15 protein-coding genes are annotated in these 13,371 nt (G+C 64.0%); 5 read left to right on the top strand and 10 right to left on the bottom strand.

All coding sequences use genetic code 11. The features are described 5' to 3' along the window. Positions 1-44: 44 nt before the first annotated feature. The 6 genes from phnL to phnG form a co-directional block, all read right to left on the bottom strand. Positions 45-821, bottom strand: a complete 777-nt coding sequence (gene phnL / locus ACMFWR_RS09185) for a phosphonate C-P lyase system protein PhnL (protein ID WP_413194682.1) — start codon at positions 819-821, stop codon at positions 45-47. A 145-nt stretch (positions 822-966) separates the two neighbouring features. Further along, positions 967-1,737 (bottom strand): phosphonate C-P lyase system protein PhnK, encoded by a 771-nt coding sequence (gene phnK / locus ACMFWR_RS09190; protein WP_413194683.1) that lies wholly within the window; start codon positions 1,735-1,737, stop codon positions 967-969. Then, on the bottom strand, positions 1,734-2,711 hold the full coding sequence (locus tag ACMFWR_RS09195; RefSeq protein WP_413194684.1) for an alpha-D-ribose 1-methylphosphonate 5-phosphate C-P-lyase PhnJ: 978 nt from the start codon (positions 2,709-2,711) through the stop codon (positions 1,734-1,736). The genes phnK and ACMFWR_RS09195 overlap by 4 nt, the downstream gene beginning before the upstream one ends. Then, positions 2,708-3,898 (bottom strand): carbon-phosphorus lyase complex subunit PhnI, encoded by a 1,191-nt coding sequence (locus tag ACMFWR_RS09200; protein ID WP_413194685.1) that lies wholly within the window; start codon positions 3,896-3,898, stop codon positions 2,708-2,710. Before ACMFWR_RS09200 ends, ACMFWR_RS09195 begins: the two co-directional genes overlap by 4 nt. Continuing rightward, positions 3,898-4,512 carry a phosphonate C-P lyase system protein PhnH gene (phnH, locus tag ACMFWR_RS09205; RefSeq protein ID WP_413194686.1) on the bottom strand — a complete coding sequence of 205 codons (615 nt, stop codon included), beginning with the start codon at positions 4,510-4,512 and terminating at the stop codon, positions 3,898-3,900. Before phnH ends, ACMFWR_RS09200 begins: the two co-directional genes overlap by 1 nt. After that, positions 4,512-5,072 carry a phosphonate C-P lyase system protein PhnG gene (phnG, locus tag ACMFWR_RS09210; protein WP_413194687.1) on the bottom strand — a complete coding sequence of 187 codons (561 nt, stop codon included), beginning with the start codon at positions 5,070-5,072 and terminating at the stop codon, positions 4,512-4,514. Before phnG ends, phnH begins: the two co-directional genes overlap by 1 nt. Before the next feature lie 234 nt (positions 5,073-5,306). Here phnG and phnF point away from each other — a divergent pair, with 234 nt between their 5' ends. From phnF to phnN, 3 genes are all read left to right on the top strand, one after another. Then, entirely contained in the window at positions 5,307-6,098 is a 792-nt protein-coding gene (gene phnF, locus ACMFWR_RS09215) for a phosphonate metabolism transcriptional regulator PhnF (RefSeq protein ID WP_413194688.1), read from the top strand. A gap of 158 nt (positions 6,099-6,256) precedes the next feature. Beyond that, a complete protein-coding gene (locus ACMFWR_RS09220; protein ID WP_413194689.1) occupies positions 6,257-6,997 on the top strand; it encodes a DUF1045 domain-containing protein in 741 nt (246 codons plus the stop codon). Beyond that, positions 6,994-7,578 (top strand): phosphonate metabolism protein/1,5-bisphosphokinase (PRPP-forming) PhnN, encoded by a 585-nt coding sequence (phnN, locus tag ACMFWR_RS09225; protein WP_413194690.1) that lies wholly within the window; start codon positions 6,994-6,996, stop codon positions 7,576-7,578. Before ACMFWR_RS09220 ends, phnN begins: the two co-directional genes overlap by 4 nt. 198 nt (positions 7,579-7,776) lie before the next feature. On the opposite strand, the gene phnE is transcribed toward phnN, so the two are convergent. The 4 genes from phnE to ACMFWR_RS09245 form a co-directional block, all read right to left on the bottom strand. Next, the gene (phnE, locus tag ACMFWR_RS09230; RefSeq protein WP_413194835.1) at positions 7,777-8,535 is read right to left on the bottom strand and encodes a phosphonate ABC transporter, permease protein PhnE; all 759 of its coding nucleotides are present in this window, start codon (positions 8,533-8,535) and stop codon (positions 7,777-7,779) included. A 92-nt stretch (positions 8,536-8,627) separates the two neighbouring features. Continuing rightward, entirely contained in the window at positions 8,628-9,596 is a 969-nt protein-coding gene (gene phnD, locus ACMFWR_RS09235) for a phosphonate ABC transporter substrate-binding protein (protein WP_413194691.1), read from the bottom strand. A 4-nt stretch (positions 9,597-9,600) separates the two neighbouring features. After that, complete coding sequence (gene phnC / locus ACMFWR_RS09240) at positions 9,601-10,608, bottom strand: phosphonate ABC transporter ATP-binding protein (RefSeq protein ID WP_413194692.1); 1,008 nt, start codon at positions 10,606-10,608, stop codon at positions 9,601-9,603. Between the two features lie 219 nt (positions 10,609-10,827). Further along, positions 10,828-11,694, bottom strand: coding sequence for an IclR family transcriptional regulator (locus ACMFWR_RS09245; RefSeq protein ID WP_413194693.1), 867 nt, complete (start codon positions 11,692-11,694; stop codon positions 10,828-10,830). Between the two features lie 292 nt (positions 11,695-11,986). Here ACMFWR_RS09245 and ACMFWR_RS09250 point away from each other — a divergent pair, with 292 nt between their 5' ends. Together ACMFWR_RS09250 and ACMFWR_RS09255 are read left to right on the top strand one after the other, a co-directional pair. Further along, a complete protein-coding gene (locus ACMFWR_RS09250; RefSeq protein WP_413194694.1) occupies positions 11,987-12,688 on the top strand; it encodes a 3-oxoacid CoA-transferase subunit A in 702 nt (233 codons plus the stop codon). An 11-nt stretch (positions 12,689-12,699) separates the two neighbouring features. Then, complete coding sequence (locus ACMFWR_RS09255; protein ID WP_413194695.1) at positions 12,700-13,368, top strand: 3-oxoacid CoA-transferase subunit B; 669 nt, start codon at positions 12,700-12,702, stop codon at positions 13,366-13,368. The last annotated feature ends 3 nt before the right edge of the window (positions 13,369-13,371 follow it).

Consider the following 13,371-nt stretch of genomic DNA (forward strand, 5'->3'; position numbering starts at 1 on the left):
CGGTTCGGTGTGAGCCCGTCAGGGCACAGTGTCTCATGCAGTCCTCAGGCCGCCGCCGGCATCGCAACGGGTGCGAGTTCCAGCCGGCGGGTGGCGATCTTCGCGCGCGTGTCTTCGTCGTGGAAGATGCCGACGATCGCCGCACCCTGTTCGCGCGCTTCCGTGACGAGGCTTGCCACGACGTCGCGGTTCTCCGCGTCGAGTGATGCGGTCGGCTCGTCGAGCAACAGCACCGGATGCGCAGCGATCAGCCCGCGCGCGATGTTCACGCGCTGCTGCTCGCCACCCGAGAATGTCGCAGGCGCCAGTGGCCAGAGCCGCGTCGAGATATTCAGGCGAGCCAGCAAGTCGCCGGCCCGGCGACGGGCGTCGTGTTCGTCGACGCCGCGCGCGATCAGCGGCTCGGCAACGAGATCGAGCGTCGAGACGCGAGGTATCACGCGCAGGAACTGGCTTACGTAGCCGATCACGTCGCGACGCACGCGCATGATCTCGTGCGGTTGCGCGCCGGTGACGTTCAGGTAGTGCTCCGGCCGGCTGTCGTCGCGCAGACGGATCGTGCCCGTCGAGGCCAGGTAGTTGCCGTACAGGCAGCGCAGCAAGGTGCTCTTGCCGGCACCCGACGGGCCGACGAGCACCACGCATTCGCCGCGCGATACATCGAGATCGACGCCGTCGAGCGCGGGAATCTGCTGGCCGCCTTGCGTGTGCAGCGTGAACGTCTTCGCCACGCCACGCGCCGAAAGCATCAGGGCAGGGTCGTGCGCGAAGCGGGTATCGACCTCGGTATGCGAATGCGTCTGGAGGGTGTCGGTGTTCATCTAAGGCTCACACGATGCGTGAAAAGGTCGAGGCCGCTGGCCTGATTGCCGTGTTCGTGGTTCGGCTTCGTTGTCCGGCATCGGCGTTGGGTCTCGTTTCCAGACCTCATGTCCCGGACGCTTTGCCAGGTCTGATTTCCCGGCTTCATACCGGTAACACCGAAGACACCAGCAACTGTGTGTACGGATGTTGCGGATCGTCGAGCACCTGGTCGGTCAGGCCGGATTCGACCACGCGGCCGCCTTGCATGACCATGAGTCGGTGCGCGAGCAGTCTTGCAACGCCGATATCGTGCGTGACGATCAGGCAGGCAAGGTGCAGTTGCGACGTCAGCGTGCGAAGGAGGTCGAGCAGACGCGCCTGCACAGACACATCGAGGCCCGCCGTCGGCTCGTCCATCAGCACGAGGCGCGGGCCGGTCACGAGATTGCGCGCGATCTGCAGGCGCTGTTGCATGCCGCCCGAAAACGACTTGGGCAAATCGTCGATGCGTTCGGCGTCGAGTTCGACACGACGCATCCATGTCGCGGCCGTGTCGCGGATCTGTCCGTAGTGGCGCGCGCCGACGGCCATCAACGGCTCACCGATATTGGCGCCCGCCGAAACGCCCGAACGCAGGCCATCGCGCGGATTCTGTTCGACAAAGCCCCACTCGGTGCGCAGCAGCAGACGGCGCCGCGGTTCAGAGAGGCTCAGCAAATCGAGGGGCGTGCCTTGCGTGGTCGTATAGCTCAGCGAGCCCGCATCGGCCGCGATGCGCAAACCGATCGTGTTGAGCAGCGTCGATTTGCCGGAGCCCGATTCGCCGACCACACAGAGTACTTCTCCCGGATACAGATCGAAGCTCACGTCGGTACAGCCGATGCGCGAACCGTAGTGCTTGCCCAGGCCGCGGGCGCTCAGAAGCGGCGTCATGCTGCACCTCCGCCAACACGAACCTGCGGGCCGCGCGCAACGGCTTCGGGCCCATCCGCGCGGGCTTCGACGTATCGGTCAGCGTCGCGTGCACGGGCTTCGTCCTGCTCGGCCACGCGTTCCTGGCAGTAGTCGCTGTCCGAGCAGACGAACATGCGCTTGCCCTGGTCGTCGACGATCATCTCGTCGAGATAGCTCTGGCGCGAGCCGCAGAGCGCGCACGCATGCTCCCAACGCTGGATCTCGAACGGATGGTCGTCAAAATCGAGGCTGCGCACGCGTGTGTACGGCGGAATCGCGTAGAGGCGTCGTTCACGGCCCGCGCCGAAGAGTTGCAGCGCCGGATTCATATGCATCTTCGGATTGTCGAACTTCGGAATCGGCGAGGGCGACGCGAGGTAGCGCTCGTTGACCATCACCGGATAGTCGTAAGTCGTTGCGATGCTGCCGTGGCGCACGATGTCTTCGTAGAGCTTGACGCTGATCAGTCCGTAGTCGGCGAGCGCGTGAAGCTTGCGGCATTCGGCCACGTGCGGCTCGAGCCGGTAGAGCGGTTCGGGCATCGGCACCTGGTAGACGAGGATCTGCTTGTCGGTCAGCGGCGTTTCGGGAATCCGGTGGCGCGTCTGGATGATCGTCGCGTCCGTCGTACGCGTCGTCGTCGGCACACCGGCAGTGCGAGCAAAGAATCGCCGGATATTGACCGCATTGGTCGTCTGGTCCGATCCCTGGTCGATGACCTTGAGCGTGTCGTCGCGCCCTATGATCGCTGCCGTGACCTGAATGCCGCCGGTGCCCCATCCATACGGAAGCGGCATTTCGCGCGAGCCGAACGGCACCTGATGTCCGGGCACCGCGACGGCCTTGAGCAGCGAGCGGCGAATCATGCGCTTGGTCTGCTCGTCGAGATAGGCGAAGTTGTAGCCGCTGAAGTCTTCGGTTTCGAGCGGAGTGTGAGGGTCTCGCATATTCATGCCGCATGCTCCTCGTGTTGTGCACCGGCCGCTTTCGCATGTTCGGCGCGCAGGCGTCGCACGAGTTCAAGTTCAGACTGGAAGTCGACGTAGTGGGGCAGCTTGAGATGTTGGGTGAAGCCCGATGCTTCGACGTTGTCGCTGTGGTACAGCACGAATTCGGGGTCTTGCGTGGCCGAATGAATCGTTTCGCCGAGTTCTTCGGCGCGCAATGCGCGATCGACGAGCGCCATCGCCATGACTTTGCGTTCGCAATGGCCGAATGCGAGGCCGTAGCCCTGCGTGAAGGTCGGTGCGACCGTCGGGCTGCCTGCGAACTGATTGATCATCTGGCACTCGCTGACGTCGATATCGCCGATGTCGACCGCGAAGCCGAGCTCGTCGATCTCCATCTCGACCGACACGGTGCCGAAGCGGATTTCGCCGGCGAACGGATGGCTGTGTGCATAGCCGCGTTGCGTGGCATAGCCCATCGACAGCAGGAAGCCTTCGTCGGCGCGCGCAAGATTCTGCAGGCGTGTCGAGCGGTTCGCCGGAATCGACAGCGGCTCGCGGGACAGGTCGCCCGGTTCGGCAGCGTCGGGCGTGGGCAGTTCCTGTTCGATCAGGCCTTCCGCGTTGAGCAGCGAGACAACGCGCGGCACGCGTGCGTGTTGTGCCGTGGCGCCTGCACCCGTAACGCCCGCTACGCCCGCAATAGTCGCAGTGGTCGCAGTAGTCGCACCGGTTGCTATACCGGCTGCGCCGTCCTCGGCCGATGTGCTGTCCGAAGGATCTTTCTCGGCCAGCAGCGAGAAATCGAGCAGGCGCTGCGTGTAATCGTACGTCGCGCCGAGCATCTGTCCGCCGGGGACATCCTTGAACGTCGCCGAAATACGGCGGCGGATTTCCATCTTCTCCGTATCGATCGCGCGGGTATAGCCAAATCGCGGCAATGTGGTGCGATACGCGCGCAGCAGAAAGATGGCCTCGACGAGGTCGCCGGCAGCCTGCTTGATCGCCAGCGCTGCGAGGTCTTCGTCATAGACCGAGCCTTCGGTCATCACGCGCGCGACCGACAGGCGAAGTTGTTCGCGAATCTGCCGGATGCTGAGTTCGGGCTGCGCCGTATCACCGCGACGCGCGGTATCGAGCATGCGCCATGACGCCTCAATGGCACGCTCGCCTCCTTTGACAGCGACGTACATCAGTTCATCTCCACAAGAGTCGTGCGTGGAATACCCATCAATTCGGCGCCGCACACGAGGTAGCAATCGATCCCGCACGGAAAGGCGGGTGCCAGCTCGGCACGGGCATGCCAGAACGCATCGGGAATGCCGCGCGGCGCGATGGTCACGCTCGATTCGATGCCGGGTCCGCTGAGCGTCAGCGGGCGGCCGCCCTCGAGTGCATCGACTCGGATCAGCAGCGTCGTGGAGCGATCGGGCGTTTCAGGTTCGCCTAGCGCGAACGTGTCGGCGGCCGGGATATCGGCGGCCTCGTGGATATAGGCAAACGCCGCTTCGTTCGCGTGCTGGGCGATCGGTGCACCGGTATGAAAGCGCACAGTGGCTGCGAGCGCATCGTCATGCTGCTGAATCCACACCGGTGTCGCATAGTCCGCGAGTGTCAGGAGCGCAGCGAACGCCGAGCAGGGGATATGCGCAAGAGGCCCATCGGCATCGAGCACCGGCTGAATGCGGCCGAGGGTGCCCGGGCGCGACAGCGTGTCGAGCAGCACACGGAAGATCGCCTGCGAATCGTGAACGGGATCGCCGAGTCCGGCGGCCAGGTTATCCAGCGACAGGGAGGTATCGTTCATCACTCGCCTCGGACCATGGTGAAGAATTCGACGCGCGTTGCGGCGACTTCGGCGCGACGTGCTTCGCGCTGCGCGATCAGCCGGCGCGAAACGGGACCCAGCACGTGGGCGCGTATCGCCGGCGCATGCTCAGCGGTCTGCAGCAGCGCATCGCACAGCGCGGCGAGCTCGGCACGCCGCTTGTCGCGGCCGAGCTGGTAGGCAACACCCACCGGGCGCGAGACGGTGCCGGTTTTCAGGCGCAGCGTGGCGCGTGTCACGGTCGCTTCGCCGGTGTTGAACGGGTCGCCCGTGCCGCCCATCCGGCCGCGGACCATGGCAAGACCGGTCTCCGGCACGCGAAGCCAGTCGAATGCCGGACGGGACGTGCCATCGAAGACGTGCTGGAGGGCCGTGTCGAGCTCGGCACGCGACGCGCGAGCCAGCAACGACAACCATTCGCGACGTTCTGCCGTCGCGTCGCTCGAGGACTCGGCTTTCTGCGGGGAATCGGAGCGGGCGTCAGGCTCGTGCTCAGGACCGGCCTGAGGCTGCCGGTGCCCGGAGAGAGGCGGATTCATCGGTTCGTCCTTCGTACAGATTACGGATGACAGGGCATCGCGGCACGTCGGGTGATTCGGTCGACCAGGCGACGGTCCCTAGATGACTACTGGGCTAGGCGTCTAAACGTCTAGACGACTTGGTAGACATGCTAGCATGTGTTCCAGCGCCGCATGTGGCACTTTCACAATTTAATCACCGGTGCGCAACTACAATATTTGCGGCATATTGAAGCGAAACGGAATGACAACACGATGAAACTCAGCGACAACGGAACGGGCGGCACAGCGGGCGGTGGCACGGATATCGCGAGCACCGCTGTCGAGCGTGGCGCGGGCGTTGCAGTCTGGCGCCAGATCGAACAGACGCTTGCCAATGAAATCGCGGCCAGCGGTTTCGGCGAAGAAGGGCGCCTGCCAAGCGAAGGCGAGCTCGCCAAGCGTTTTGGCGTGAACCGGCATACCGTACGGCGCGCGATGCTCGGCCTTGCCGCGCAAGGTTTAGTGAGCGTCGAGCAGGGGCGCGGCACCTTTGTGCAGCCCGGCGCGATCGACTATCAGATCGGGCGTCGCACACGATTTACCGAGAATCTTCGAGAGCAGAGCCAGGTCACGAGCGGCAAGATCCTCGCGACAGCGCGCGTGAAGGCCGAGCCTGCGGTGGCGAAGGCGCTGAGCTTGCGCGCGGGCAGTTTCGTCTACCGGATCGAGTCGTTGCACGAAGCCGACGGCGTCCCCATGACGTATGCGCGCGGCTGGTATCCCGCAGCGCGCCTGCAGGACTTCCCCGAGGCGCTCGAGCGTACCCACGGCGGCATCAGCGCGGCGCTCGCCGAGTGCGGTGTGTCCGACTACACGCGGCGCTGGAGCCGCATCGGCAGCATGCTGCCGGATGCCGAGACTGCGCGACGCCTCAATATCAATCGTCAGCAGCCGGTCCTGTGGGTCGAGCACGTCGACGTCGATGCGCAGGGCACGCCCGTCAAGTACGGCATCACGCATTTCGCGGCCGACCGCGTCCAGCTCTACGTGGAGCAGGACGTATGAGCGAGGATGGAACGCTCCTGAACAAAGTGATCGCATCGGCGGCATCGACATCGGCATCTGCATCGACATCCGCAACTGCGTCTGCATCTGCATCTGCATCTGCATCTGCATGTGCACCGGCATCTGCACTGGCATCGACATCGACATCGACATCGTCCATGTCATCCGTGCGCGCGGTGATCGACGCCTGGACGCCGGCCACGCGCTTTGCGCTTTACTACGCGCCCGCGCGTGAGTCCGCCTGGTGGACGGCAGGCTGCCAGTGGCTGGGCCGCGATCCCGAAACAGGCGAACGGTACACGCCGCCCGGGATCGCAACGTTGACGCAACGCGGTATCGACGTGGCATCGCTGAGCGTCGCGCCGCAACGGTACGGCTGGCACGGCACGCTCGTCGCCCCCGCGCGGTGTGCACCGGGTATCGCGCCGGACGAGGTGCTCGCACGTGCAGCGCAATGGGCCGAGCGCCAGCAGGCGTTCACGCTTGACGTGGAGGTCGAGACGCTCGGCACCTTCGTCGCCATTCGTCCCGCCACGCTCGATGGCGCGACGGCGATCAATGCGGTCGCTTCAAGCGCGCTTGGCGCATGCTCGACACTGCGCGCGATGCCGGGCGAGCGCGAGATGCAACGCCGGCTCGAATCGAACCTCACGCCAAGGCAGCGGGAGCTGCTGGCCGCCTGGGGCTATCCGTACGTGCTCGATGAGTTCCGGTTCCATATGACGCTCAGCGACTCGCTGCCCAACGACAGCGATCGTCAAGCCGTGCTGAACTGGTGGCGCGAACGCGTGCCCGGGCTGGGGCCGATGCAGATCGACGGCGCTGCCCTCTACATCGAGCCGGAACCCGGTGCGCCATTCACGTTGTGGGCGAGACTGCCGTTCGGGGCTGCCGCATGAGCGCGCATACCGACGGTCATGCGAACGCACGCCCGAGCGGGCGGCTGATCTACGTGATGGGGCCTTCGGGCGCGGGCAAGGATACGCTGCTGGCCTTCGCCCGCGCGAAACTCTCAGGCACGAGCGTATTGTTCGCCCATCGCTACATCACGCGCCTGGCCGACGCCGGCGGCGAGAATCATGTGTTTCTCAGCGACGACGAGTTCGACACACGCGCCGCACTGGGACTCTTCGCGCTGGCCTGGCAGAGTCATCAGTTGCGTTACGGTATCGGCGTTGAAATCGACGCGTGGCTCGAGCGAGGATGCACGGTCGTCGTCAATGGCTCGCGCGGGCACCTGGCCGAAGCAATCGAGCGCTATCCGCAGCTCGAAGTCGTATTGATCGATGCGAATCCGACGGTGCTTGCTGCGCGCCTGACCGCCCGAGGGCGCGAGAGCGCAGAGCAGGTGCAAGCGCGCCTTGCCCGGCGCGTGGCGCTCGATGTGCCCGAAGGCGTGTCGATGACGACGATCGATAACTCAGGGATGCTCGAAGACGCTGCACGCATGCTGCTCGAAATGCTTGAGACGCTTGATTGACCTTCGCCCACCGCTCATGCAGAGCGGCCGCGAATAAAAACGGGACGCCCAGGCGTCCCGTTTTTTGTGTGTCGACTGCGTGGTAAGCGTGATGCCATTCGATCTGCACGATCGGGTATATTCGCAAGACGGCAACGCATGCGCGACGCGATTGCAGCCCTGATCGACGTATTCGATCGCGCCTGGTAGATCGTTGCTTCAGATCACCTTCTTGCGCAGCTGCGCCGAGCCGACGTCGATGGCCACGACGAAGACGATGATGACCAGCATGATCGCCGACGTCTGCGCATAGTTGAACGAGCGGATCGCTTCATAGAGCGAGACGCCGATGCCGCCGGCGCCGACCATGCCGACGACGGTCGCCGAGCGTACATTGGCCTCGAAGCGATACAGCGTGTACGAGACCCACAACGGCAGGACCTGAGGCAGCACGCCGTAGACGATCTCGTCGATGCTGCTCGCGCCCGTGGCGCGCACGCCGTCGACCGGTCGCGGGTCACTCGCTTCGACCGCTTCGGCAAACAACTTCGCGAGCACGCCCGTCGTGTGCACCCAGAGCGCGAGTGCTCCGGCGAATGGACCCAGACCGACCGCGACGATAAACAGCATCGCGAACACCATTTCATTGATCGCGCGGCAGGCGTCCATCAGGCGTCGTACCGGCTGAACGACCCATGTCGGCGCCATATTCGATGCACAGGCCAGCCCGAGCGGAACCGCGCAGACAATCGCAAGCACGGTGCCCCAGATCGCGATCGCCACCGTTGTCCACATATCGCCAAGATAGGCACGCCAGTCGCCGAAGTCGGGCGGAAAGAACTCGCGCGTGAACTGCGTCATGTTGCCCGAGTCGCGCAGCAGATCGACCGGGCGCATGTCCGCGCCATGCCACGCCGCGCCGAGCACCGCGATCGCAACGATCCAGCCCGCGAACGACAGCCAGCTGTGTTTGCGCATCGGCGCGACGGGGATCGCGCGACGAGCCGGCTCGCCGGTCGGCGAGTCGGCTGCGATCTCGCCGCCGTGCGAGGTTCCGGAGGCGAGTTGCGTCATTGCTTGCCGGCGGCGGTGTTGAGTTCAGCGATCTTCGCGTCGATCGATGCGAGCTGCGTCTTCTTGTCCGAGTCGGACAGATTCGCGTTGGCCTCGATCTTCTGGCGATCCTGGAACAGCGAGAGCTGGCGGATCGGCACGAGCTGCGCATCGGTCGAAGCGACAAAGCCCGAGTAGCCCGAGATCGCTTCAATGATCTGCTTCTCCTTCGGATCCGTTTTGCCGTAGTTCACAAAGAACTTCTGGATCGCCGTCTTTTCGCTTGCCGGCAGGTCCTTGCGCCACACGAGCGGATCCGACGGGATCAGCGGCGATTGCCACAGCACGCGGATCTTCGCGAGCTTGTCCGGATGCTTCTGCTTGAGCGTCTCGAGCATGTCGGTGTTGCACGTCGCGGCGTCGACCTGATTGTTGATGACCGCAAGTGCGTTCGCTTCATGGCTCGACGGATTCGCCGACTTGAAGTACGTCTTCGGATCGATATGGTTCTTCGAGAAGATGTAGTACATCGGCACGAGCGTGCCCGAGGTCGATTCCGGATCGCCCATGCCGAAGTTGACGTTCTTGCCGTTCTTGAGCACGTCGTCGACGGTCTTGTACGGGCTGTCGACGTTCGTGATCAGTACCGAGTGATAGCCGGCTTCGCCGTTCGCGTACGTGACCTTGGCGAAGACTTCGCCGCTTGCGCGATCGACCGCTTCGATCGCCGACTTGTTGCCGAAGAACGCGACCTGCACCTTGTTGAAGCGCATGGCTTCGATGATGCCCGAGTAGTCGGTGGCGAAATACGGCTTGATGTCGAGGCCGGTCTGCTTGTGCATGTCCTCGATCAGCGGCATCCAGCGCTCCTTGAGCGCCGACGACGAGTCGGTCGAGATGATGCCGAAGCTCACGGTTTCAGCGTGTGCGGCGACACATGCGAGCGCCGCGGCGGCGGCGACGACGAGAGTGGAGAGCAGTTTCATCGTGTCAGGCAAGGAGCGGAGAACGCAATTCGACGACGCCCGCGCCCGAGCCTGTGTGGCTCGGCGAGAGATCGCCAGATGAAGTCACGGTCGTGGCAACCGCGGCCGGTGTCGGGCTGTCGCCCGGTTTGTCGAGTTCGCCCGATACACGCGTGCTTTCCGGGCGATCGGAACGATCGGAACGATCAGAGCGATTGACGTCGTCGCTGGATGAGGCGTCGGGATCGTTGCGCGGCATGCCGAGCAGTTCGTCGGCCGCACTGCCGTAGAGTTTCTTGATGAGCTCCGGCGTCAGTGCAGCCGAGGGGCCGTCGTAGACGACCTTGCCGTTTGCGAGCGCGACCGTGCGGGCGCAATACTTGAGCGCGACATCGAGCTGATGCAGCGAGACGACGACCGTCAGGTCGTGTTCGCGATTCAGGCTGCGCAGCAGATCCATGACCCGGCGCGACGACTCGGGGTCGAGCGAGGCGATGGGTTCGTCGGCCAGAATGATTTTCGCGCGCTGCACGAGCGCACGTGCGAGCGCGGCGCGCTGCTGCTGGCCACCTGAGAGTGTGCTTGCACGCTCATACGCATGTTCCGCGATCCCCACTTCGGCGAGTGCGTCGATCGCAAGCGCGCATTCGTGTTGCGGGAAGCGACCCAGCAGGCTGCGCCACAGCGGCAGGCGCGAGAGTGCGCCGATCAGCACATTGGTGCGAACGCTCAGGCGTCCGACAAGGTTGAACTGCTGAAACACGAAGGCGATGTCGCGACGAATACGGCGGACTTCACGCACGATCTTGCCGTTGTGCTGAATCGGCCGTCCGAGGATGTCGACCGTCGAAGGACACGGGTCGCCCTCGCTGAACGCGGCGATATGCCGGAGCAACGTCGATTTGCCCGAGCCCGATGCGCCGATCAACGCGACCATCTCGCCAGGGGCGACGCGCAGGTCGATGCTATCGAGTCCTTTGCGGCCGTTCGGGAAGGTTTTGCTGAGCCGCTCAATGCGGATCGCGTGTTCCATGCTTGCCTCGTATTCGATACGTCAACACTGAGTGCTGACTAGTCGAGCGCATTCTAGGAATCGCGTGTGACGGTTCAGTGAATGTGGGGATGTCTAGACGTTTAAAAAACGATTGATCGCGTTGAATCCGGCAACTGAGTCGTTCGTGCTCGCTGCGTTGCTCACGTCATGCGCGCGCATGACGTGGATTGTCGACAGTTCGCGTGTTCGACAGCTCGCTTACCCGCGCAACGCGACGAGGGCTGACACACGCTGCGCGGCGGCCTGCAGTGGCGGCAGAAAATCGCGAATCATTTGTTTGGCCGTGCTGCGTTGCGCGTTGCCGCTCACATTCATCGCGGCAATGATGCGTCCCTGACGATCACGGATCGGTGCCGACAGCGAGATCAATCCGACTTCGAGTTCCTGATCGACGATCGCCCAGTTCTGCTCGCGCACTTGCGCAATGATCGACTTGAGCTGCGCCGGGTCGACCACGGTGCGCGGTGTGCGTTGCCGAAGCTCCGAAGCGGCGAGCACCGCCTCGAGTTTGTCTTCTTCGAGTCCCGACAAGAGCACGCGGCCCATCGACGTGCAGAACGCCGGCAAGCGGCTGCCGGTGGCGAGGTTGATCGCAATGATCTTTTGCGTGGGCACGCGCAGCACGTAGACGATATCGGTCTTGTCGAGCACCGATGCCGAACAGCTCTCATGCACTTGTGCAACGAGGTGCTCCATGACCGGCTCGGCGAGATTCCAGATCGGCATCGACGTCAGGTACGCAAACCCGAGGTCGAGAATCTTGGCGGTGAGGCGGAAGTGACGTCCATCGGCCTCGACATAGCCGAGCGTCTGCAACGTGAGCAGGATGCGACGCGCCGCGGCGCGCGTCAGGCCGGCGGCAGAGGCCACTTCAGACAAGGTCTGCGAAGGACGTTGCGCATCGAATGCGCGGATCACGGCAAGGCCGCGTGCAAACGACTGCACGAACGAGTCGCCCGGACGCTCGGCCGCGTCAGTCGACCCGGTGGCGTCGTCGCCGGGCAGGGGTGGCAGGGTCGCGGTGTTCGCGAGCGGATCCGTGGGCGTTTCCGATTTGTTCAGCATGGCAGTTCAGGTCGTCCAGATCATCCAGTACGCCGCGCACACGAGGCGGCAATCCTTGTCTCGAAGCTTCGCGGTGCAGGCGGCGCGAAACATCGTCCGGTGGTGCCGATCGCGCACGGTCCCGAACAGCGGTTTTCGGGCCTTGCGCGCGCCTTGCACCCACATTCGCGGCAGGGTCCTGGCTTGACAGGGCGCCGCCGCAGTCTCTACTATCGCACAAAACGTTCGCTAAACGAATCTATGTGCGTATAGCGAACATTATTTTTCGGTAGGCATCGTAGAGGAAGACAGGATGATCGACAAGATCTTTGATTCAGTCACCGCGGCTGTGGAAGGCATTCGCGACGGTTCGACGGTGATGATCGGCGGGTTCGGCACGGCAGGCATGCCGTCGGAGCTGATCGACGGCCTCATCGACCAGGGCGCGCGCGACCTGACGATCGTGAGCAATAACGCGGGCAATGGCGAGATCGGTCTCGCCGCGTTGCTCAAGGCGCGCCGCGTGCGCAAGATCATCTGCTCGTTCCCTCGCCAGACCGATTCGTACGTGTTCGACGGCCTGTTCCGCGCCGGCGAGATCGAGCTCGAAGTCGTGCCGCAAGGCAACCTGGCCGAGCGCATTCGCGCCGCGGGCGCGGGCATCGGCGGCTTTTTCACGCCGACCGCCTACGGCACGCTGCTTGCCGAGGGCAAGGAAACGCGTCTGATCGACGGCCGTCACTATGTGCTCGAGTCGCCGCTGCATGCCGACGTTGCACTGATCAAGGCCCTCAAGGGCGATCGCTGGGGCAACCTCATCTATCGCAAGACCGCACGCAATTTCGGTCCGATCATGGCGATGGCCGCGAAGACGGCGATCGTGCAGGTCTCGGAAGTCGTGCCGCTCGGCGGCCTCGACCCCGAACATATCGTGACGCCGGGCATCTTCGTCCAGCGTGTGGTGGCGGTGCAGTCCGCCGTGACGGCAACCGAAACGGCGCAGGCCGCAGCCTGAGGACAACGGCGATGAAAAAACTGACTCGTGATGAAATGGCGCGCCGTGTCGCGCAAGACATTCCCGAAGGCGCGTATGTGAACCTCGGCATTGGTGTGCCGACGCTGGTCGCCAACCATCTGTCCGCGGACCGCGAAATCTTCCTGCATAGCGAGAACGGTCTGCTCGGCATGGGCCCGGCACCCGCGCCCGGTGAAGAGGACGATGAACTGATCAACGCAGGCAAGCAGCATGTGACGCTGCTGACCGGCGGTGCGTTTTTCCATCACGCCGACTCGTTCGCCATGATGCGCGGCGGTCATCTCGACTACTGCGTGCTCGGCGCATTCCAGGTGTCGGCCAAGGGCGATCTCGCGAACTGGCACACAGGTGCACCCGACGCGATCCCTGCTGTCGGCGGTGCGATGGATCTGGCCATCGGTGCCAAGCAAGTGTTCGTGATGATGGAACACTTGACCAAGGGCGGCGAGAGCAAGGTGGTGGCCGAGTGTTCGTATCCGTTGACCGGCATCGGCTGTGTCGGCCGCATTTATACGGACCTGGCCGTCATCGATGTGACGCCCGAAGGCCTTGTGGTCCGCGAGATCTTTACGGACTTGTCGTTCGACGAGCTGGTCAAGCTCACCGGCGTGCCGATGCGGTTCGAGCCGATCGACGCGACCGCGAAGGACGCCGCCTGAATC

Origin of the sequence: Pararobbsia alpina (assembly GCF_965118125.1) — a bacterium.
GTDB lineage: Bacteria > Pseudomonadota > Gammaproteobacteria > Burkholderiales > Burkholderiaceae > Pararobbsia > Pararobbsia alpina_A.